We start from the raw sequence: 20,951 nt of genomic DNA, 5'->3' as shown, positions 1-20,951 counted from the left end.
CCCAGCCTCCACCGGCATTCGCCCGTGGAGGCTCGCACACCAGCAACGATGAAACGATGAAACGTGCTTGCATTGGGCAAGCCTGATGGAGGAAGTCATGCGCAAATTGATCGCCGGAATGAAGATTTCCGTCGACGGCAAGATGGAGGGACCCGAGGGTTACGCGGAATGGGTCGACGCGTGGTCGGAGGAGTATGGGCTGATGCCGCAAATCGATGCCTGCCTGCTCGGGAGCATCATGTACGCCGGCTACGAGCGCTACTGGAGCGCGATCCAGAATGAGCCGGACAAGCCGTTGCCGATGACCGGCAAATTGCCGACGCCGGCGGAGCTCGAATGGGCCCGCTTTGCCGAACAGACCCCGCACTATGTGCTGTCGAACACGATGACTTCGGCGGCCTGGCCAAAGACGTGCTTCGTCCGGAGCCTCGAAGACATCGCTGCCCTGAAGCAGCAGCCAGGCAAGGATATCTATCTCATGGGCGGTGCGCGAATGACCGCGAGCCTCATCGATGCCGGGCTGGTGGATGAACTACGGCTTATCCTCTATCCACTGCTCGTCGGCGAAGGGAAGGCGCTGTTTGGAGCAACGCAAAATCGTCGCGGGCTTGAACTGCGGAAGGTTCAGCAGCTCACAGATGGGCGCGTGAGCCTGGTCTTTGGAATTGGCTAACTCAGCCGGTCTTCGCAGATTTCGCAGCGCTGCCCGGCTGAAATTTATTCCTGAAAGGCACGTCGCCGGTCAGAGGGAAACCGACAGCCCACCGTCGACGGCCAGCACATGGCCGTTGACGTAGGCGGCAGCGTCTGAGGCGAGAAACACCACGGCTCCGCCGAGTTCCTCAGGCTGGGCCCAGCGGCCCGCCGGGGTTCGTGCCTCGACCCATTTGGTGAAGGCCTCGTCGCTCATAAGTGCGGTGTTGAGCTCGGTGGCGAAATAGCCGGGGGCGATCGCGTTGACGGTGATGCCGTGACGGCCCAGTTCAGCGGCGGTCGAGCGTGTCAGCCCGTGCAGGCCCGCCTTTGCCGCCACATAGGCGTGAATGGTGGGACGGCCAAGGATCGCCGCAACCGATCCGGTGTTTACTATGCGCCCGAACTTGTTTGGCAGCATCAGGCGCACCGCGTCGCGCATCAGACGGAAGCAGGCCGAAAGATTGACGGCAATCACATGGTCGAAATCCTCGTCCTGCCATTCGACCAACGGACTTCGATGCTGGATGCCGGCGTTGTTGACCAGAATATCGAGGCGGCCGTGGCGTTCGACAATCCCTTCGAGCGACGCCCTCGAGATCGCCGCGTCGGTGACATCGAACGGCAGGGCTTCGGCACCGATCCTTTCGGCCGCCGCGGACAGCGCCGCCGGATCGCGGGCATTGACGATCACCGTCGCGCCGTTTTCCGCAAGTGCCTTGGCCATGGCGAAGCCGAGGCCACGCGAAGCACCGGTGACCAGCGCGACACGGCCGTTGAGCGAGAACAATTCCGACATTGATATCCCCCAAGAAAAGGGCGGGCTATGAAAAGGGCGGGAGTTTGCTCCCGCCCAATTAACGCTATTTGGAGCACTATTTGGCGATGCAGGTATCCGCTGTCTCCGGGGTGCAAATGTCAAGGCCGGTGTAGGTCGGGTCGGCCGGCGGAGCCTTGCCGTCCTTCATGTCCTTCAGCGCCATCATCGTCTTGTAGCCCATTTCGAAAGGCCGCTGGCCGACCTGGCCAAGCGAGAAACCTTCGTTCATCTGGTCGATCTGCACCGGAAGCGTATCGGCGACGACCAAGGCCAGGGCCTTCGAGGCTATCTTTTCCTTGTACGGCGCGACCGCGGCGCGGTTGGCATCGGGGATGAACTGCGGGAAGCCGCCGGTTGGGATGAACGCATCGAGGTTCGGGTTTTTCGCCATGATGTCCTCGAACTGCTGCACCGAGCGCGGGAAGTCGTCGTCGGTGTAGAGTGGGCAGCCCTCGATTTCGGTCCAGCCGTTCTGTCCGGTCAGGCGGTCGCCGGGTGAGGCCGCCGATTTGGTCCCCGAAAGCGTGTCGCGAATGCCCTGCATGCGCTCATTGTGGTTGGCCGCCGCCGCGCCGCCCGACTGGATACAGATCGTGCCGCCCTTGGGCTTGATCTGCATGGCGAGCTTGGCGAGGTTCGTGCCGATCTCATAATTGTGCGTGCCGATATAGGCGACGCGCAGGTCCTTGTTCTCGGGCAGCAGATCGGAGTCCCAGGTGAGGACCGGAATGCCCGCGTCCTTGGCGGCCTGCAGCGCAACCGCCATCGCCGCAGCGTTCGATGGCGATACGGCGATGCCGTCCACCCTCTTGGCCACGAGATCCTGCACGATCTGTACCTGCTCGTCGCCGCCGCCATGCTCGCCGGGGCCGATATACATGCACTCCAGGGCACCATTCGATTCGGCTTCGGCTTTCTTGCAGCCGTCGCGTGCCTGGTCGAAGAAAGGATTGTTCATGTTCTTCGGCACCAGGGCGAAGGTGTATTTCGCCTCGGCACCGGAAACGGCAAGCACCATGGCGCCAAGCGCGACAGCCGCCGTCAGCAGATGTTTCTTCATGTGAAGTTCTCCTCCTTGGTGTGACGTCCCGCAGGTCTCCCGCCGGCGGGTTTCTAGCGGTGCTTTTTGGGCATCAGGACTGCCAGCGACGCGGCGAGGATCGACTTGCCGCCGGTTTGCATGCCCAAAAGAACCGCAAGAACGATGAAGGCGCCGACGAAGGCACCCTGCCAGTTTGAATCGATGCCGGCCATCAGCAGCGCATTCCTGATCACTTCGAGGAACGCCGAGCCGATGACCGCACCGAAGGCCGTGCCGGCGCCGCCCATCAGGTTGGCGCCGCCAATCACTGTCGCCGCAATGACGCGCAGCTCATAGCCTTGGCCCATCGCATTGATGGCCGAGCCGTTGTAGCCGAGCAGCAGGAGCGAGGCGATCGAGGCGGTGAAGGCCGAGAAAAGGTAGGCCTGGAACTTAATCCAGTCGACCGGAACGCCGGTGAGCCGCGCCGCCTCCTCATTGCCGCCGATGGCGAACAGATGCCGGGCCCAGGCAGTGAAATTGAACACGAAGCCGACAATCAGCGCCAGGATCACCATGGTCCAGAACTGCGACGACAGTTCCGGTATCCAGTGCGGCGCCCAGTCCTCGGGTCCATGCCGCGGCCATTTCGCCTGGCCGATCGCCTTCACGATCGGAGCATCGGGGCCGAACTGATAGAGCATCTGGTTGGCCGAGAACACCACCGCCAGCGAGCGCGCGACGGACAGCATGCCGAGCGTGACGACAAAGGACGGCATCCCGACATAGGCGACAAAAAATCCGTTGACCGCGCCGCAGGCCAAGCCGGAAAAGAGGCCCATGGCGAAGGCGACATACCAGGGATAATGCCAGGTGAGGAACAGGCCGGCGACGATGACCACGAGGCCCATGATCGAGCCGACCGACAGATCGATGCCACCGGTGATGATGACGACCGTCATGCCGAGCGCCATGATGCCGAAAGGCGCAAGATTGCGCGTCACATTGGCGACGTTTTCGGAGGTGCCGAAGCTCGGCTCCATCGCCGTCATCAAGATGACCAGTGCGATCAGGGCGATCGTCACCCAGAAGGGCTGACTTGAGATCACGCGTTGGAACGCTGTCTGTTCCTTGGTCGCGACAAAGTCCGACATGGCCGGCTGGCCGGCTTTCTCGGCTGACTCCTGAACCATAACCGGCTCCTGAACACTATTCGCCACGGATGGCCCCCGTTATCAGTCCTGTGATTTCCTCGGGTGATGTGTTGCCGGTGTCCTTGTCGGCAACCTTGGAACCTCGCCTGAGCACGATGATGCGATCTGCGACGGCAAAAACGTCAGGCATGCGGTGGCTGATCAGCATGACGCCGACGCCCTGCGCTTTCAGGCGCCGGATCAATTCGAGCACTTCCGCCACCTGGCGCACCGAGATGGCAGCGGTCGGCTCGTCCATCAACACCAGCTTGGCGTTTGAAAGCCGGGTTCGCGCAATGGCTACCGCCTGGCGCTGCCCGCCGGACATCTTCTTGACCAGATCGCGCGGCCTGGTTTCCGATTTGAGTTCCCTGAACAGCGCTGCCGAGCGGTCGATCATCGCCTGCTTGTCAAGCACTCTGATCGGCCAGAAACCTTTCTTGATCTCGCGGCCCAGGAAGACGTTCTGCGCCGCCGTCAGATTGTCGGCGAGCGCCAGGTCCTGATAGACGACTTCGATCCCCTTGGCGCGGGCCTGGACAGGTTTATGGAAATGGCAAACCTCGCCGTCCACGACAATTTCGCCGTCGCTCGGCGGGAAGTTGCCAGCCACGGTCTTGACCACGGTGGACTTGCCGGCGCCGTTGTCCCCCATCAGACCCACGACTTCGCCTCGCTCCACCTGGAAGCTGACGTCGCTCAGGGCCTGGATGGCCCCGAAATTCTTCGAAACGTGGCGAACCTCAAGCACCGGCATCGCGGTCCTCCCCGGACAACATTTGCCAATCTTGTCCCGGACTTATGCAAGATAGCTAATCAGCGAAATGTATTCGACACAATCCTTATTCGAAGGAGACCGGCATCCGTTGTTGGAGGGGGGCAGGTGGCCCCTGGAGCATCGAGAAGAATAGGACTTGCGAAGTTGTAGGATGACCGTATGATCTGACCCAATGATCACGGATCGCCCCTCTCAACGCGAAGCTTCCGGCGCAATTGCTGAGCTGCCTGCGCAGTTGGCGGGTGATGCGCTGATAGACGGCCAGTCGCCCCAGGCGGAGCGCTACCTCATCGATTGGGGCCGCGACAGGCGCGGAAGTTCCCGCTTCATCGTGCGTCCAGGATCGGTGGAAGACGTCCAGGCGTTTGTGAGATGGTGCTCGCAGAGCGGTATCGCCATCGTCGTGCAGGGTGGCAATACCGGACTTGCCGGTGGCGCCATTCCAGACAATTCGGACTACGCAGTGCTGTCGCTTGAGCGTCTCAATCGGATACGCCGCGTCGACCCGCTCGACTTCACGCTGCAAGCGGATGCCGGGGCCGTGCTGCAGGACGTCAAGGACGCCGCTGAAGCATCCGAGATGACCTTCCCGCTCGCGCTTGGCGCGCAGGGATCGTGCACGATCGGCGGCAATGTCGCGACCAATGCCGGCGGCATCAATGTGCTGCGCTACGGCATGACGCGTGATCTGGTGCTCGGGCTTGAGACGGTCCTGCCGGACGGGACACTGTGGAGCGGCATGAACGGGCTGCGCAAGGACAATCGCGGCTACAGCCTGAAGCAATTGATGATCGGCTCGGAAGGGACGCTGGGAGTCGTCACCGGCGTCGAGGTAAGGCTCTCGCCCCGGCCGACGCAGGTCGAGACCGCCTATGTCGGCCTGGGCAGCTTCCGCCAGGCGTGCGAGCTGTTCCGGACGGCAAGGCATCTCTGCTCTGACCTTCTCAGCGCGTTTGAGGTCATCGGCGAGGAGTGCCTGCCGCTGGCCCATCTCATCGATCCGAAGCTGCGTTCGCCGTTGACGCAACCGTGTCCGGTTCATGCGATCGTCGAACTCGCCTGCGGGCCAGGGATAGATGCCGGCGGACTTCTTGAAACGATGCTGGCGCGCGCCCTCGAGACCGACCTGATCAGGGACGGCGTCGTCGCGCAAAGCCGCTCGCAGGCCGCCGCATTCTGGGCCATCCGGGAGGGCCTGGTTGAGGGTCAGGCGCGGCGTGGCTTTCATGTCCGCACCGACCTCTCGGTTCGCCTCAGCCAGGTGCCGAAGCTGATTGAGCAAGCACGCGCGTGTATCGTGCGCGAGTGGCCAGGCTGGACATCCCTGACCTATGGTCACGCGGGCGATGGGAACATCCATTTCAACGTGCTGCCTCCCATCGATTGCGAGCCCGGCGAAGCGAGGACCGTGGGCCAGGCGGTCTTGACCCGACTTTATGAACTGGTCGGAGCGCTCGGCGGCTCGTTCAGCGCCGAGCATGGCGTCGGTCGCAGCCGCAGCCATGTGTTCTGGGCCGGCCTGTCGAAGCGCGAGCGGCAGCTACATACCGCGATCAAGGCAGCCTTCGATCCGGCAGGCCTGTTCAATCCCGGATGTCTCATGCCTGATCGGGGCGATTTGTAGGGGAAGCCGCATGAAGCAGCGTTCGTCCATCATAGGCAGCGTGGAGGCGCTTCCGCATCGCGTCGCCTCGCATCTGAGCCGCGAGATCGAGGGCGGCGACATCATCCCGGGAGCCCGGCTCCCCACCGAAAGCCAGCTCGCCGACAAGTTCGGCGTCAGCCGCAATGTTGTCAGGGAAGCGATCGCGCAGCTTCGCGCCGATGGCATGATCGAGGCGCGTCAGGGCGTAGGCGCATTCGTCATGGCGCCGGAACAGCGGACCGCCATCCGGATCGACCGTGAGGCGCTGAAAGACCAGCGCAACATGGAGCAGCTCTTCGAGCTGCGCAGCATCCTGGAGACCGAGTCCGCCACGCTGGCCGCGGCGCGCTGTACATCCGATGATCTTGACGCAATCAAGGCTGCGCTGGACCGCATGGGCGGCGAGGAGCGCTGGGAGGATGGCAGCATCGAGGCCGATCTGCTTTTCCATCGGGCGATCGCCCGGGCGACCGGCAATAGTTACATCTACACCTTCATTTCCTTCGTCTGCGAGCAGATCCGCCAGTCGATCCACTATGCCCGCCTCACCAATCCGCTCCACGACCTGGTCGAGGTCAACGTCGCCGAACACGTGCAGATTTACGACGCGCTCGCCGCGCGTGATCCACAAGCTGCCGGCGAGGCGATGCGCCGGCACATCGAAGGCGCCGCATCGCGCGTAGGCGTCGAGCTCACCGCGATCAATCGAGGCAAATGACCATGTCGCTCGGACAGACCAAGGCAATCACCGATATCTGCCTGCTTGTAGAGGATATCGACCGCACCATCGACTTCTACACGCAGAAGCTTGGCTACCGGATCAGACGCCGCGCCGAGGGCTTTGTCGATTTTCATTCCGAGCGCGTGACGCTCGCCGCATGGCAGTTGGACCACATCAATCGCCACTGCGGCGTCTCGAATGTCCGCTCACCGAAGCAGGCGCACAAGGCGTGCGTCGCCATGGAACTCGAAAGCGCCGGCGAGGTCGACCGGCTCTACGCCGAACTGTCGGACAAGGGCGTGCCGTTCGTCGGGCCGCCCGGCGACTATGTCTGGAACGCGCGCTGCGCCTACTTCCACGATCCGGACGGGACGCTGTGGGAACTCTATGCCTGGACCGGCGCGGGACCGGGCGACTATCACGACACGCAAGTGTGATTGGATCGCGACGGCCTCGCAAGAAAGGGCCGCGCCGCATGCAAGCAGTCCAACAAAGGAGCAAGAAGATGAGTGGGAACGCATCGCAGTGGAATCGCAGATCGATCCTGAAGGCCGGCGCCGCCGGCCTGGCGGCTTTCGGGCCGGGACTTCAGCTGTTTGGCGCCAGCGCCTCGGCAGCCGCCAAGCTCGTGGTCCAGTATGACTGGCTGATGTCGAACGGCCAGATCGGCGACGTCGCAGCCGTCGCCAATGGCTACTTCAGCGAAGCCGGGCTTGAAGTGGAGTTCAGCCCCGGCGGGCCGAACGCCGCCACCGTGCCGCCGGTGGTGTCCGGTGCCGCCCAGCTCGGCCAATTCTCGGAATCGCCTCAACTCTATGCCGCGCGGGCGAGCGGCGTTCCGGTGAGGATAATCGCCTGCGGCTATCGCACCGGACCCTATGCGCTGACGTCGAAACCGGAGAAGCCGATCCGGTCGGTGGCGGATCTGAAGGGGATGCGGATCGGCACGCAGCCGACCGCGCGCTTCGCCATCGACGCGATGCTCGCGAAGAACAAGATCGACCCTTCCGAGGTCACCATCGTCAATGTCGGGTTCGACAAGGCGCCGTTGGTTCGTGGCGACGTCGATGCGATCGGCGGCTGGATCACCAACACGCAGGCGCTCAGCGTCGTCGGTGACGATCGCATCGATCTGCTGTTGTCGGAGCTCGGCCTGGCGTCCTATGCCAACGTCTACTTCGCGACCGACAGCGCCATCGAATCCGATTCCGCGACCCTGGCGAAATTCATCGGCGCGGTCGCCAAGGGGTGGGGCTGGGTCCACGCCAATCCCGAGCAGGCGGTCGACAAGCTCGTCGCGGCCTATCCCGAGATCGACGCAGGCTGGGAAAAGAAGACGATTTCCCTGGTGCTGAAACTGTCGTTCGACGACAACACGAAAAAGGATGGATGGGGCACCTTCGATCCTGCCTCGATCGAGAGCCAGATCGCGCTGCTTGACCAGATTGGCCAGTATCCAAACGGCAGGCCGAAGGCCGAGGACGTCTATACGACGAAGGTGCTCGAACTCAGTGCGGCTGATCGGCCGAAGCTCGGCGCGCCCGCCTCTTGATGGCCGCGCCGGCCATCGAAACTTCCGGGCTCGACGTCGGCTATCCCGGCCGGCGCTCGCCCGTGACGGTGATCTCCGGTCTCGAACTGACAGTCGAGGCCGGGACATTCCTGTCGATCCTCGGGCCTTCGGGGTGCGGAAAGTCGACGTTTCTGCGGGTTGTCGCCGATCTTCTGGCGCCGCTCGCGGGCACGATACGCGTGATGGGCGAAACGCCGTCGGCGGTGCGCTCCGGCCGCGGTGTGGGTTTTGTCTTCCAGGACTCGACCCTTTTGCCGTGGCGCACGGCGCGCGAGAATGTGCGGCTGCCGATCCAGGTGGGCCGCCGCAGCCTGTCGCGCATGATAGACGACCGCGCCGACGAGCTGCTCGAACTCGTCGGGCTGTCGGCGCTTGGTGAGCGCCTGCCGCATCAGCTTTCCGGCGGACAACGCCAAAGGCTGGCTATCGCCCGGGCGCTGCTTGGCGAGCCACGCCTGCTTCTGATGGACGAGCCGTTTGGCGCGCTTGACGAGATCACCCGCGATCGCCTCAACGACGAACTGCTGAACCTTTGGCGGCGGACCGGAACGACCGTGCTGTTCGTCACGCATTCCATTGCCGAAGCCGTCTATCTCGGGCAGCGCGTGATCGTGCTTGCCGCCCATCCCGGACGGATCGTCGCCGACCACGACCTTCGTCCGCTGAAGGGGCCGGACAACAGATGCTCGCGCGAGGATCCGGCGATCGTCGCGGCAATGGCCAGGATGCGCTCCGCCCTCGGAGCGGCGTCGTGAACCAGGGCGCGCTTTCGCCATTCGCACAGGCTGCGCTGCCGATCCTCGGCGCCGGCTCGCTTATTCTCGCATGGCAATTCCTGCTGCCGCTCGCCGGCGTGCCCGCTTACATCGTTCCGACGCCGACCGCGATAGCGGGCGTGTTTGCCGGGAACGGATCGCTTCTCCTGTCGAACCTCTGGCCGACGGCCATCGAGGCGCTCTCCGGCTTCGTGCTCGGCAACCTCGCCGCAGTGCTGCTGGCGGTCGTCTTCGTTCACAGCCGTACGCTGCAGGCGGCCTATTTTCCGGTCGTGCTGTTCTTCAATACGATCCCGGTGCTGGCGCTGGCCCCGGTCGTCATCCTCATCTTCGGCCTCGGCATGCTGCCCAAGATCGTGATCGCGGCGGTGATCTGTTTCTTCCCAACGCTCATCAACATGATCCGGGGTCTGGAATCGGCGAGCCCCAGCGAGCACGAGCTGTTCCGCGTGCTGTCGGCGACGCGCTGGGAAGTATTCTGGCGCCTGCGCTTGCCGCGCGCGCTGCCAATGCTTTTCGCTTCGCTGCGGATCGCCTCGGCAACCGCGGTGATCGGCGCGATCGTCGGCGAATGGATCGGCTCCGACAAAGGTCTCGGCGCGCTGATCATCCAGGCGACCTTCAACTACCAGTCCGACCGGCTCTACGCCGCCATCGTGCTCTCATCGCTGTTGTCGATCGGGTTCTTCATGACCGTCGTTGCCACTGAGCGGTGGTCGGTTCGATACCGTTAGAGGCGGCTGAACGCGTCGGCGACGGACGTAGCATCATTTGTTCCCGCGAAGGCAGGGCGCCTCCTTGAGAGCCGCCCTGTTGCTTGTGTTTCTGGCGGTGATTAGAGCTTTCCCGCTGCGAGCAGTTCGCGGGCCCGCTTCAGCGTCGACAGCAGGGCGGCCTTGTAGCCGTTTTCGCTGGCGAACTGAGCCTGCTCGGCCTGCTCCTCGCGACCGTTTGGCTCTTTGCCGCGCAGGCCAATGTAGCAGTAGAAGCGAAGCTGCAGTGCGCCTTCTCCATCTTCGAACAGTTCGTTGACAATCGCTCCCTCGCGCGGACCGGATGCCTGGAAGAAGGTGACCTTGCTTTCCGGCTCGAGTGTGACGATTTCGCGCAGGTCGTGGCCACCGATCGTGGCCTCACGCACGAAGTGGGTAGCGCTTTCCTCCACAACGTCGCAACGGGTGCAGAGACCCGTGACAAGGAACAAGCGGGCGTCGCGTGCTTTCAGCTCGAGACCCTTCCACACTTGAGCGCGCGTCAATGCGACTTCGCCTTCCGGGTTCACCGGAACTGTGGCAGTTGAATAAATCATGATGACAGTCCTTGTGATCAGACAGGGGCTGCGCTTCCGTCAGGCGGAGGCAGCGGTTTCCGAGGCGAAGGCTCGATATGGGCGCAGTGGACGTCCGAGCAGGGCAGTCAGGCGCTCGACGTCGCCGGCCCCAGGCAGCATCCCGTCGGTGAAGAAGCGCTCGCCCATCAGACGCATGTCGTAGGCCATCCAGGCGGGCACGAACTGCTTGAGATTTTGCTCAAAATCCTCGGTATTGTCGCCGCCGTAGTTGATCGGGCGGGCGAGCACGTCTGACCAGATGGCGGCGATATCCGCCCCAGTCAGTGTCTCTGGACCGACGAGGTTGATCCAGTCGATCGCAAGCGGCTCTGCGGCCTGTTCACGGCGCAGCAGCTCAAGGGCGGCGATCTCGGCGATATCACGGACGTCGATCATGGCGAGACCCTTGTCGCCGATCGGCATTGTGTAGGTGCCATAGCCGGTGATGACGTCTTTGATCATCAGATCGTTCTGGATGAAGTAAGCTGGGCGCAAGATCGTAGCCTTGAAGTCCATCTGCTCGATCATTCGCTCGACGCCGAACTTGCCAGCGAAATGGGGCACGTTCACGTAGCCGTCAGCGTGGATCACCGACAGATATACGATCCGCTCGATACCGGCCGATCGGGCGACGTTCAGCGCGACCAAAGCTTGGGTGAATTCGTCCGGAACTACGGCGTTCAAAAGGAACAGAGTGGAAACTCCAGACATGGCTTTGCGCAGCGAATCGACATCGAGAAAGTCGCCTTGCACGACGGATACGCCTGCCGGGAAGTTGGCTTTCGACTGATCGCGGACGAGAGCACGTACATCAGCGCCGCGCTTGACGAGGTGTTCGACGACTTGGCGGCCAATATTGCCTGTGGCCCCGGTAACGAGAATGGTCATGAAATTTCTCCTGTTGGGTTGCTTGACACGGCCAATATGTGTGGCTCACTGAGCGTCCAACAGGCGGAAATTTTAGACGCACCGTCTCGCTGGTGGAACACACATGGATCTTCTTGCCCTCGCCGATTTTAATCTCGTTGCCCGCCACGGTGGTTTCGGCAAAGCGGCAAGGGCCACCGGCCGGCCTAAGGCGACCCTGTCCCGGCGCGTTGGAGAATTGGAAAGCAGCCTTGATCTGCGCCTGTTTGAACGGGGTGCGCGTAGCCTGAAGCTCACTGAAGAAGGACGGGCGCTCTTCGAGCGGACAGGGGCGCTGCTTGCCGAACTGGACGAGACGGCTTCGGCGATTGCCTCGGGCGGTCAGAGACTCAAGGGCAGATTACGGATTAGCGCACCTTTGCTTTTTTCTCAGACCGCAATGGGGAGGATTGCTGCGGGGTTTGCCCTTAAATATCCGGAGGTGAGGCTGGAGGTTACGACTGAGGATCGGCCTGTTGACATGATCGAGGAAGGCTACGATCTGGTAATCCGAGTCAATCCAGATCCCGACGAAAGCCTGGTTGGACGGGCGTTTCTCCGCGACCGCCTGGTCGTAGTGGCGAGCCCTGACCTTCCTCGCGCGAGTGGTGGACTCGCCGCTCCTGGCGTCGCGCGCTGGGCGGGCGATCGGCAAACATGGCACGTGAAGACACAAGGTGGCCGGTCAACAATTGCAATCGAGCCTGTCCTCGCTTTGTCGATGCTCGTCATGGTCCGGGATGCGGTGCGAGCCGGCGTCGGTGCAGCACGTCTTCCCATTTCGTTGGTGGCCCACGACTTGGCTGACGGCACGCTGGTACTATGGGGGGATATCGACGGCCCCGAGATCGCTCTATGGGCGCTCTACCCATCTCGGCGGCTACTCAGCGCGCGAGTGTCGGCGTTCTTGAATTTTCTAAAACAGGCCTTCCCAAATGGGACGCCGGACGAACTAGCCGCCTATATTGGCAGGTGATGACCGAACCCGCGTTCGGGCGTAGAAAGTCCTATGCAACAAAAAAAACGAAAACTGAGAAGCGCTTTGCCAGCGTCATGGATGAACTCACGTCCCATGCCAGCCTGCTTAGCAAAATGTGCTGGAACTATGGCCTGTCTTCCGATGCACTTTGTCAACAGAACCTAGTGGTGAAAGTCTGACGCTTGGTGCCGGTGGACGGCAAGAACCGACCCGTTGACGACCTTGGGCGTTGCAGACTTGAACCTCCAAATCGAGGTCGGGAACCTGACCTTCAGCGCAAGAGCATTCGGGAGTGCGCTCGCGTAAGGTAATTCACCACATTTGGCGGCACCCGCAGATGCTTTTTCGTGTTATGATGGGCTTGCAGCGCGCGTAATCTCGACCTCGGCAATATGGCAGAGGTCGAAAGCTATTGCCTTGGCACAGGAAGCTTTCGCCCCAGCACTTGATCGCCTCCGAAACGCTGGGTGTGCTGCTTTCCCTGACTGACCCCGGGGCGAGGAGGTTGTCCATGTCCACGAGTAGTGTTGACCGCCCGCTGCAGCCGGGCGACCGGGCACCGAATGTTGTGCTCAATGCGATCTCACGCGAAGGCAAGATCGCGCTCGATGATTTTCGAGGCCTTAGCCCGTTGTTGATCGGTTTGTTCCGAGGCCTGCACTGTCCGTTCTGCCGGCGCCATGTCGCGGCGATGGCGCAACTCAAGCCGGCCCTGCGTGAGAAAGGCGTCGAATGCCTGGCTGTGGTCAATACGCCGGTCGAGCGGGCGCGGCTCTATTTCCGTTACCACCCGGCACCCGATCTTCTCGCCGCATCCGACCCGGAGCGAGCCTCGCACCGTGCTTTCGGCTTGCGCGAGGTCGGGATGGACACGGTCATGGCGATACCGTTCCATCTCCCGGGTGAGTTGCCCGAGCCTATGAACGTCATGGCAATGAATGAATTTCTTAACAAGAAGGAAGGATATGAGATTACGGAAGTCGATCAGCAGGCGATGGCTTCCAGCCAGGCGCAGCTTGTCGGTCAGTTCCTAATCGACCGGGCGGGCATCGTACGCTGGAACTTCACTGAAGTTCTGGAGGATGGCCTCAACACCTTCAGAGCGCTGAATCCCGAGGAATTGATGTCGGCAGCTTCCCAAGTTGCACATTAATAGGCTGCGGAAATGGGCTGCTGAAAACTCGCTCGACGGCCACCGTCCTGTGGTGATTCTTTGGATTTAACAATCATCGAAATGCTCAGCGCAGGAGGCTAAGGTCTGCCCGTGGGCTTCGTAGCGATTTCGATTCAACGGTCTGCGGACCGCCCCGACGCTAGAGTGAGCAAGCCGCATAGGCGGGGCGACGTCCGCTCCTTGCCGCAATCACGTCGTTCCGACAGGCGCGCATACGGCAAGTTTCCACCCTGAGCTGCCCTACGCGTCGGGTAGCAAGCGTCAGGCTTTCACCACTAGGCGCCGCCTCCGGCGCTTACCGCCGCGATGCGACCGCGGTGATCGGCGCGATCGTTGGCGAATGGATCCGGTCCGACAAGGTCTTGGCGACGATCGTCGACGCGACCTTCAACTATTGGTCCGACCGGCTCGACGTCGCTATCGTGCTCTCATCGCTGTTGTCGTTCGGGTTCTTCATGACTGTCGTCGCCGCCGAGCGATGGTCCGTTCGATATTTTTGACCGGTTGGCTACCGGGGATGGCCGCTTGGCGTCGCGCAGCGGACTTTGCTGTATCGCGCAGGCGAGGGCTGGCCTTCCCTGCGTCGGCCTGTAGTATGACAGTGCTTGCAGGGGAGGAGCTCGAGCGTGGGGTTGGGTCGGAATTTCCGCCGTTGGGGGACGTTGGCCTTCATCGCCGTCATGGTGCTTTCGCCGCAGGCGGCGTCGGCCGACAGCCTTACGCCCGACCGGATCACTGCCGCCCTGTCGAAGCTCGAACTGCTCGCCGAAGGTGTCGTCGCGGACGGTGCCGTACCTGGTCTCGCCATCGGCGTCGTGCATGACGACAGGGTGGTCTTTCTCAGAGGGTTCGGGCGTCGCGAGGCCGGCAAGCCGGAGACCGTCGACGCCGACACGGTGTTCCAGATCGCCTCCCTCTCCAAGCCAGTCTCGGCAACGATAGTGGCGGCGCTGGTCAGCGAGGGCATCGTATCCTGGGATGCGAAAATCGTCGATCTCGATCCCGCCTTCCGGCTCGCCGAGCCCTATCCGACCAGTGAACTCACGGTCCGCGACCTGTTTTCGCACCGCAGCGGGCTTCCCGGCACCGCCGGAGACGATCTTGAGGACATTGGCTACGATCGCGCGGAGATCCTGCGTCGTCTGCGCTTCGTGTCCCCATCGTCGAGCTTTCGCGCCGGCTACTCCTACAGCAATTTCGGACTGACCGAGGGTGCCACCGCGGCCGCGAAGCCGACAGGCAAATCGTGGGAGGAGGTCGCCGAGGAGAAGCTCTACCGGCCGCTTGGAATGACCTCGACCAGCTCCCGTCATGCGGACTTCATCAAGCAGGCCAATCGCGCCGCGCTCCACGTCAAGATCGACGGCGTCTGGGCCGCGAAGGTAAAGCGCGATCCGGATGCGCAGGCGCCCGCGGGCGGCGTCAGCTCCACGGCGCGCGATCTCTCGCAATGGGTGCGCCTCGTGCTCGGCAACGGGGTCTATGGCGGCGAGACGCTCATTAAGGCAGATGCACTGGACCAGACGCATGTTCCGCTGATGGCGCGCGGCAGGAACCCCGTCTCGGGCGGCACGTCCTTCTACGGCCTCGGCTGGAATGTCGAATTCGGCCGGCACGGCCTGAGCTGGGGCCATGCCGGCGCCTTCAGCGTCGGCGCCCGTACCCTGGTGACAGTTTTTCCTGAGGAGAAGCTTGGCATCGTCATCGTCGCCAACGCCTTTTCGACAGGGGTGCCGGAGGGGCTGTCCGACAGTTTCGCCGATCTCGTCTTCGACGGAACGGTCGAGAAGGATTGGATCAAGGCATGGGACGATACCTATGCGGGTCTGTTCGGCCCGGCAATCGCGGCGGCCAAGGCCACCTATGCCGCGCCACCGTCTCCGGCAAGTCCGGCCCGGCCAGCCAGCGCCTATGCAGGCCGTTACTCCAACGACTTCATCGGCGATGCGGTCGTGTCGACTGCGGGAGACACTCTTGTGCTCAAGGTCGGGCCGGCCGGCGCCCGGTCATATTCGTTGAAGGATTTCGACGGCGACCTCTTCCTGACCTTCCCGGACGCCGAGACGCCGGACAGGCCATCGGGCGTAGGCTTTGACATCGGCCCCGACGGCAAGGCGTCGGCCATGACCATAGAGTTTCTCAACGATAACAATCTCGGCACGCTGCAGCGCGTCGGAGATTAGAGTTCCTCTGCGCCTTCGTCATCCTGGGGCGGAGCAAGGAGCGAAGCGACGCGGCGCAGACCCTGGGATCCATTCCGTTACATAAGCCGAAGAATGCTGCGGCTCAGAATAAAAGCGCTCTGTAGCGATCTTTCGCGCCCCCTCGCGCTGTTCCTCCGCGATCAAAGGTTCTGCACCGCAGCAGCGCTCCGAGGTAAGATGGTGCCAACTATCCTCCCGCCAGTCTCGGCAGCAGGAATATCTCAGCGCCCTGCGGCAATTCCTTCGACCAGGTGTCGCGATAGATAACCCCGTCTATGGCGACTGCGATGCCGCGGTCGATGTAGGGCTCGAAGCCGGGATACTGCTCAGCCAGCTTCCTGAACAGCTCCCGAATATCCTTCGCCTCGATCTCGACCTTGCTCTTGCCTCCGGCGATTGCGCCGAGGGATCCCCAGAGCGTTACTTCGACCATCGGCCTCCCCGTTCCGCCTCGATCGCCGCGAGAATCCGCGGCGGCGACATCGGGATATGCGTCATCCGCACGCCCGCGGCGTTCGACACCGCATTGGCGATCGCCGCCAGCGGCGGCACGATCGAGGTTTCGCCGACGCCCCGCACCCCGTAAGGGTGGTTGGGATTGGGGATCTCGAGGATCTGCGTGTCGATCATCGGCAGGTCGGAGCAGACCGGGATGCGGTAGTCGAGAAAGCCGGGGTTCTGCAGCCGCCCGTCCTTGCCGTAGACGTACTCTTCGTTGAGCGCCCAGCCGATGCCTTGCGCGGCACCCCCCTGGTACTGCCCCTCGACATAGGTCGGGTGCACCGCCTTGCCGGCATCCTGCACGACCGTGTAGCGCAGCACCCTCGTGGCGCCGGTCTCCGGATCGACCTCGATATCGCAGATATGGGTGGCGAAGGAGACGCCGGCGCCATCGGCGACGAGCTCGCTGTGGCCGGCGATCGGCCCGCCGGTCTTTCCTGACCCGGCCGCGATCTCCTTCAGAGACAGCGCCGCAAGGTTGCCGTACTTCTCGCCTTTGGCGATGGCGTGGCCGTTTTCCCAGAGCACGTCGTCGACGGGAACATCCCACATCTGCGCGGCGCGTTCCCGCAGGATCTTGATGGCGTTGCGGGCGGCCGAGATCGTCGCCATCGAGGAGGAGAAGGTACCGCGGCTGCCGTCCGTCATGTCGTTGTAGCCGAGGCTGGAGGTGTCGGCGACCACCGCCTTGATCTGCTCATAGGCGATGCCGAGTTCCTCCGCCGCCACCAGCGACAGCGACGCGCGGGAACCACCCACATCGACCGTGCCGACGGCAAGCGAGACCGAGCCGTCCATGCCGATGTTGAGGTCGGTGCAGGTCTGGCCGCCGAAGTTGAACCAGAAGCCGCAAGCCATGCCGCGGCCCTGGTTCTTGCCCAGCGGCGCCTGCATGTGCGGATGGTTCTTCGCCGCCTCCAGCGTCGGGCCGATGCCGATCGGGCCGTAAACCGGGCCGTAGGACGATCGGGTGCCTTCCTGGGCGGCGTTCCTGATCCGGAACTCGACCGGATCCATGCCGATCTCCTTGGCCAGCTCGTCGACGGCACTTTCCACTGCAAACGCCGCCATCGGCGCCGATGGCGCGCGATAGGCCGCCGTCTTTGGCCGGTTGACCAGCACTTCGTAGCCGACCGTCCTGACGTTAGCGAGATTGTAGCAGGCGAACGCGGTCATGGCGCCGAGCTCGGCCCACATGCCGGCATAGGGGCCGCAGGAATAGCGCAGCGTCGCCTCGGCCGCGGTGATCGTGCCGTCCTTGCGGGCGCCGATCCTGACGTCGATCGAGGTGGCACTGGTCGGCCCGGAGGCGCGGAACACCTCGTCGCGCGTCATCACCAGCTTGACCGGCCGGCCGGCCTTGCGCGAGAGCGCCAGCGCCACCGGCTCGGCCCAGACGTGGGTCTTGCCGCCGAAACCGCCGCCGATTTCCGACGAGGTGACGCGCAGCTTGGAGGCTTCCATGCCAAGCAGCTGAGCGCAGTGCTGGCGGTAGACGAAATGGCCTTGCGTGCAGACCCAGAGGTCGGCGGTGCCGTCGGGACTGACGCTCGCCACGCAGGCATGCGGCTCGATATAGCCCTGGTGCGTCTGCTCGGTCTTGAAGGAGCGTTCGACGACGTAATCGGCCTGGCCAAATCCCTCATGGATGTCGCCATGGCCGTACTGGCTGCGTTTGGTGACGTTGGACGGCTTGACGGGCTTTTGCTCAAGGCCCTCGGTGAAGATGGTGTCGTCGAGCACGGGCGCCGAGTGCTTCATCGCCTCGTCGACATCGGTCACGTGCGGCAGCACTTCATAGTCGACCTCGATCAGCTTCAGCGCCTGCCTTGCCGTGCGGGCGTCGACCGCGGCGACCGCGGCCACCGCATGGCCGTCATAGAGCGCCTTCTTGCGCGCCATGCAGTTGTCGAGGATGTCGTACATGGCGGCATCGCCGTCGGTGAGGTCGGGCAGGTCGGCCGCGGTGATCACCGCCTTCACGCCGTTGAGCTTCTCCGCCTTCGAGGTGTCGATCTTCCTGATCGTGGCGTGCGCGTGCGGGCTTCTCAGGACACGCCCGACCAACTGGCCGGCCATGTTGAAATCCGCGCCATAGCGCGCGCGGCCCGTTACCTTGTCAACGCCGTCGGGGCGGATGGGACGCGTGCCGACGGAGGCGAAATTGCGTCCGGAATAGCGCGGATCGAAGTTCATCGTCAGGCTCCCTTCATTACGCTTGCCGCGTCCTGGACGGCGCGCACGATCTTGTCATAGCCGGTGCAGCGGCAGAGGTTCCCGGCCAGGCCGAAGCGGATTTCCTCTTCGGTCGGGTCGGGGTTCTTGGCCAACAGGTCTTTCGCCGCGATCAGGAAGCCCGGCGTGCAGACGCCGCATTGCAGCGCTGCGTGCTCGAGGAATTTCTGCTGCAGCGGGTGCAGGCTGTCGCCATGCGCCATGCCCTCGATGGTCTCGACGCGCCGGCCTTCGGCCTCCGCGCCAAGCACCAGGCACGAGCACACCAGCCGGTCGTCGAGGATGATGCTGCAGGCGCCGCAGTCGCCAGTGCCGCAGCCTTCCTTGGCGCCGGTCAGCCCGAGGCGGTCGCGCAGCACGTCGAGCAGCGTCTCGTCCGGCTGGCAAAGGTACTCGACATTGTCGCCGTTGATTGTCGTTGAAACTGCTACACCAGCCATCACTTGCCTCCTGCACGCGCATAGGCGGTCGTGGCGGCCCGCCTGGCCAGCACACCCGCAACTTTTCTTCTGAACTCGACGGTGCCCCGCTTGTCGTCGATGGGGCGGCAGGCCCCCGAGCAGACCTTGGCGAGCCGCTCAAGTGCTGCTTCGTCCAGCTTCCTGCCGATGAGGGCCTCGGCCGCCTCTTCCACCAGCAGCACCGTCGGTGCCGCTGCGCCCAGCGCCACGCGGGCCGATTTGACGACGCCTTGCTCATCGAGCGTCAGGTTCACCCCGGCGCTGACCACGGCGATGTCCATCTCCGTGCGTGGAATGAAACGCAGATAGGCATCGCCGGAGCGCGGCGCCCGCCTGTCGAGCAGGATCGCCTCGATGATTTCTCCCTTGGCGAGCGACGTCTTGCCAGGCCCGGGGGGGACTGCCTCCACCGCNGACGTCTTGCCAGGCCCGGTGGGGACTGCCTCCACCGCGACCGTGCGCCTGCCTCCTGGCCCGACAATCGATGCCCTGGCGCCGGCGGCCACCAGCGCCGGGACGCTGTCGGCGGCCGGCGAGGCGTTGCAAAGATTGCCGACGATCGTGCAGCGTCCCTGCACCTGTTTGGAGCCGATCAGCTTGGCCGCTTCGACGACGCCCGGCCATTCCCTGTTCAAGGCCGCGCTCTCTCCCATCAGGGCGCAGGGGACCGCGGCACCGATGCTGAAGCCCTCCGCCGTTTCCCCGATCTCGCCCAGTCCGTCGATCGACTTGATGTCGACGATAAGGTCGGGCTCGATAAAGCCGCCTTTCATTCTCACCAGGAGGTCGCTGCCTCCGGCGAGAATGGCGGCGGTGCCGGGCGAGCCGGCCAACTGGCCAACGGCATCTTCCATTGAAAGCGGACGTATGTAGCGCATCGTCTCCCCTTGATCATCGCAATTCTGTCGGCCTGTTATAGAGCCTTGGATTGGAATGGTCATCCGGTTCTGCATGAGCAGCGATTAGGCCAGGCGCGTCCGCGTTCAGGGCGCCGGGTTGAACTGGAGCAATTTGAAACAATCGCCGCTTCCCGACTTCAACTGCGTCAGGAAACGTTTCGACCGATCGATCCATTCCTGGTGCGACCTGGCTTCGGCCTCGATCTCGTCGACCGGTCCAAGCTTGACGAAGCTGCGCCCCTTGCTGAAAAGCCAGCACGCACGGCCGAGAAGTCTTCGGCTGCGCTGGCGCAAGAGGTCGGCATCATAAAATATGTCGAGCACCTCCTGCTTGATTTTTGCCTGTTTTTCAGGATTTGCGATCGCAACCGCGATCGAGTCTCCGCCGATCGCATCCTGCAGGTCCTTGTAGTCGAGGGCGAGCTGAGTGGTGGCATATTTGATCTCGCTCTCATCCCGGACGATGTTGAACCACAGCGCGGGATCGAGCTCGTTGACGACGAACGATGCCTCGAAGTCGCGCGATAGGTTCAGGATCTCGAACCCTTGAACCTCAACATCGCGCTCAACCAAAAGGATCTCGGCGACCTGCTTGCCGACTTCCGCCCCGTGCGCGCTGATCGCGGCGTTGGTTCCACCGAGTTCCGGACTGATATAGGGTCCGCCATCATCCAGCAGCGCATCGAATTCGCTGAGGTATTCGACGACGGCCGCCCCGCGAGCAATGCGCGCGGCCAGTTTGGCGAGAACCAGCTGGAGCTCGGTTTCGCGTTTGCGCTGCTCCTGATAATTCTGCTGAAAAAAGAAGATGAACAGGGAAACGCCAATTCCGATCAGGATCACGCCGAGTTGGGAAAAGATGTTGCGATAATACTCCAGCAGCTTTTCACGATGGCGCATGTCGTGGCGCACGCTGTGCGCCACACGAGCATTGACGATCAGCGAAAGGATCAGCAGCCCGGCACCGACCAGGATGAGGCCGCCGATGAGGAAATAGCCTTGCCCTGAACTGAAATCCATTCTTTTGCCGCGTCCTGAAGCC

Annotated in this window: 22 protein-coding genes; 11 read left to right on the top strand and 11 right to left on the bottom strand. The window is 63.1% G+C overall.

What is annotated here, in order from left to right:
• The first annotated feature begins 97 nt into the window (after positions 1-97).
• Positions 98-673 (top strand): dihydrofolate reductase family protein, encoded by a 576-nt coding sequence (locus X738_RS57350; protein ID WP_031254871.1) that lies wholly within the window; start codon positions 98-100, stop codon positions 671-673.
• Between the two features lie 69 nt (positions 674-742).
• Here X738_RS57350 and X738_RS57345 read toward each other — a convergent pair whose 3' ends face one another.
• The 4 genes from X738_RS57345 to X738_RS57330 all read right to left on the bottom strand — a co-directional run bounded on the left by X738_RS57345 (position 743) and on the right by X738_RS57330 (position 4,484).
• Positions 743-1,492, bottom strand: coding sequence for a glucose 1-dehydrogenase (locus X738_RS57345; RefSeq protein ID WP_023799120.1), 750 nt, complete (start codon positions 1,490-1,492; stop codon positions 743-745).
• Between the two features lie 76 nt (positions 1,493-1,568).
• Positions 1,569-2,573: a sugar-binding protein gene (locus X738_RS57340; RefSeq protein WP_023799119.1), complete on the bottom strand. Its 1,005-nt coding sequence runs from the start codon at positions 2,571-2,573 to the stop codon at positions 1,569-1,571.
• A gap of 53 nt (positions 2,574-2,626) precedes the next feature.
• On the bottom strand, positions 2,627-3,727 hold the full coding sequence (locus tag X738_RS57335) for an ABC transporter permease (protein ID WP_031254870.1): 1,101 nt from the start codon (positions 3,725-3,727) through the stop codon (positions 2,627-2,629).
• 16 nt (positions 3,728-3,743) lie between these two features.
• A complete protein-coding gene (locus X738_RS57330; RefSeq protein ID WP_023799117.1) occupies positions 3,744-4,484 on the bottom strand; it encodes an ATP-binding cassette domain-containing protein in 741 nt (246 codons plus the stop codon).
• A gap of 193 nt (positions 4,485-4,677) precedes the next feature.
• Between X738_RS57330 and X738_RS57325 the strand changes: the two genes are divergently transcribed.
• The 6 genes from X738_RS57325 to X738_RS57300 all read left to right on the top strand — a co-directional run bounded on the left by X738_RS57325 (position 4,678) and on the right by X738_RS57300 (position 9,954).
• Complete coding sequence (locus X738_RS57325) at positions 4,678-6,129, top strand: FAD-binding oxidoreductase (RefSeq protein ID WP_063830539.1); 1,452 nt, start codon at positions 4,678-4,680, stop codon at positions 6,127-6,129.
• A 10-nt stretch (positions 6,130-6,139) separates the two neighbouring features.
• Complete coding sequence (locus X738_RS57320) at positions 6,140-6,868, top strand: FadR/GntR family transcriptional regulator (protein ID WP_023799115.1); 729 nt, start codon at positions 6,140-6,142, stop codon at positions 6,866-6,868.
• Between the two features lie 2 nt (positions 6,869-6,870).
• Positions 6,871-7,308 carry a VOC family protein gene (locus tag X738_RS57315; protein WP_023799114.1) on the top strand — a complete coding sequence of 146 codons (438 nt, stop codon included), beginning with the start codon at positions 6,871-6,873 and terminating at the stop codon, positions 7,306-7,308.
• Between the two features lie 68 nt (positions 7,309-7,376).
• Entirely contained in the window at positions 7,377-8,423 is a 1,047-nt protein-coding gene (locus X738_RS57310) for an ABC transporter substrate-binding protein (RefSeq protein ID WP_023799113.1), read from the top strand.
• Positions 8,423-9,199 carry an ABC transporter ATP-binding protein gene (locus X738_RS57305; RefSeq protein WP_031254866.1) on the top strand — a complete coding sequence of 259 codons (777 nt, stop codon included), beginning with the start codon at positions 8,423-8,425 and terminating at the stop codon, positions 9,197-9,199. Before X738_RS57310 ends, X738_RS57305 begins: the two co-directional genes overlap by 1 nt.
• Entirely contained in the window at positions 9,196-9,954 is a 759-nt protein-coding gene (locus tag X738_RS57300) for an ABC transporter permease (protein WP_031254864.1), read from the top strand. Before X738_RS57305 ends, X738_RS57300 begins: the two co-directional genes overlap by 4 nt.
• Positions 9,955-10,055: 101 nt before the next feature.
• Here the strand turns inward: X738_RS57300 and X738_RS57295 are convergent, their stop codons facing one another.
• Positions 10,056-10,529 (bottom strand): AtaL-like protein, encoded by a 474-nt coding sequence (locus X738_RS57295; protein WP_023799110.1) that lies wholly within the window; start codon positions 10,527-10,529, stop codon positions 10,056-10,058.
• 39 nt (positions 10,530-10,568) lie between these two features.
• Entirely contained in the window at positions 10,569-11,438 is an 870-nt protein-coding gene (locus X738_RS57290; protein ID WP_023799109.1) for an SDR family oxidoreductase, read from the bottom strand.
• A 103-nt stretch (positions 11,439-11,541) separates the two neighbouring features.
• Between X738_RS57290 and X738_RS57285 the strand changes: the two genes are divergently transcribed.
• From X738_RS57285 to X738_RS57270, 4 genes are all read left to right on the top strand, one after another.
• Positions 11,542-12,432: a LysR family transcriptional regulator gene (locus tag X738_RS57285; RefSeq protein WP_023799108.1), complete on the top strand. Its 891-nt coding sequence runs from the start codon at positions 11,542-11,544 to the stop codon at positions 12,430-12,432.
• Between the two features lie 514 nt (positions 12,433-12,946).
• Complete coding sequence (locus X738_RS57280; RefSeq protein WP_023799107.1) at positions 12,947-13,588, top strand: peroxiredoxin-like family protein; 642 nt, start codon at positions 12,947-12,949, stop codon at positions 13,586-13,588.
• Positions 13,589-13,926: 338 nt separating this feature from the next.
• On the top strand, positions 13,927-14,109 hold the full coding sequence (locus X738_RS57275; protein ID WP_023799106.1) for a hypothetical protein: 183 nt from the start codon (positions 13,927-13,929) through the stop codon (positions 14,107-14,109).
• Positions 14,110-14,235: 126 nt separating this feature from the next.
• On the top strand, positions 14,236-15,792 hold the full coding sequence (locus tag X738_RS57270; protein ID WP_023799105.1) for a serine hydrolase: 1,557 nt from the start codon (positions 14,236-14,238) through the stop codon (positions 15,790-15,792).
• Between the two features lie 208 nt (positions 15,793-16,000).
• Here the strand turns inward: X738_RS57270 and X738_RS57265 are convergent, their stop codons facing one another.
• The 5 genes from X738_RS57265 to X738_RS57245 form a co-directional block, all read right to left on the bottom strand.
• Positions 16,001-16,246, bottom strand: a complete 246-nt coding sequence (locus tag X738_RS57265) for a MoaD/ThiS family protein (RefSeq protein ID WP_023799104.1) — start codon at positions 16,244-16,246, stop codon at positions 16,001-16,003.
• Positions 16,234-18,510, bottom strand: a complete 2,277-nt coding sequence (locus X738_RS57260; RefSeq protein WP_023799103.1) for a xanthine dehydrogenase family protein molybdopterin-binding subunit — start codon at positions 18,508-18,510, stop codon at positions 16,234-16,236. The genes X738_RS57265 and X738_RS57260 overlap by 13 nt, the downstream gene beginning before the upstream one ends.
• Before the next feature lie 2 nt (positions 18,511-18,512).
• On the bottom strand, positions 18,513-18,989 hold the full coding sequence (locus tag X738_RS57255) for a (2Fe-2S)-binding protein (RefSeq protein ID WP_023799102.1): 477 nt from the start codon (positions 18,987-18,989) through the stop codon (positions 18,513-18,515).
• The gene (locus X738_RS57250) at positions 18,989-19,888 is read right to left on the bottom strand and encodes an FAD binding domain-containing protein (RefSeq protein WP_023799101.1); all 900 of its coding nucleotides are present in this window, start codon (positions 19,886-19,888) and stop codon (positions 18,989-18,991) included. Before X738_RS57250 ends, X738_RS57255 begins: the two co-directional genes overlap by 1 nt.
• Before the next feature lie 105 nt (positions 19,889-19,993).
• Positions 19,994-20,929, bottom strand: coding sequence for a hypothetical protein (locus X738_RS57245; RefSeq protein ID WP_023799100.1), 936 nt, complete (start codon positions 20,927-20,929; stop codon positions 19,994-19,996).
• Between the last annotated feature and the right edge of the window lie 22 nt (positions 20,930-20,951).

This window comes from Mesorhizobium sp. L48C026A00, assembly GCF_000502375.1.
In the GTDB taxonomy this organism is placed as follows: Bacteria; Pseudomonadota; Alphaproteobacteria; order Rhizobiales; family Rhizobiaceae; genus Mesorhizobium; species Mesorhizobium muleiense.
This window is presented reverse-complemented; position numbering and strand designations above follow the sequence as displayed.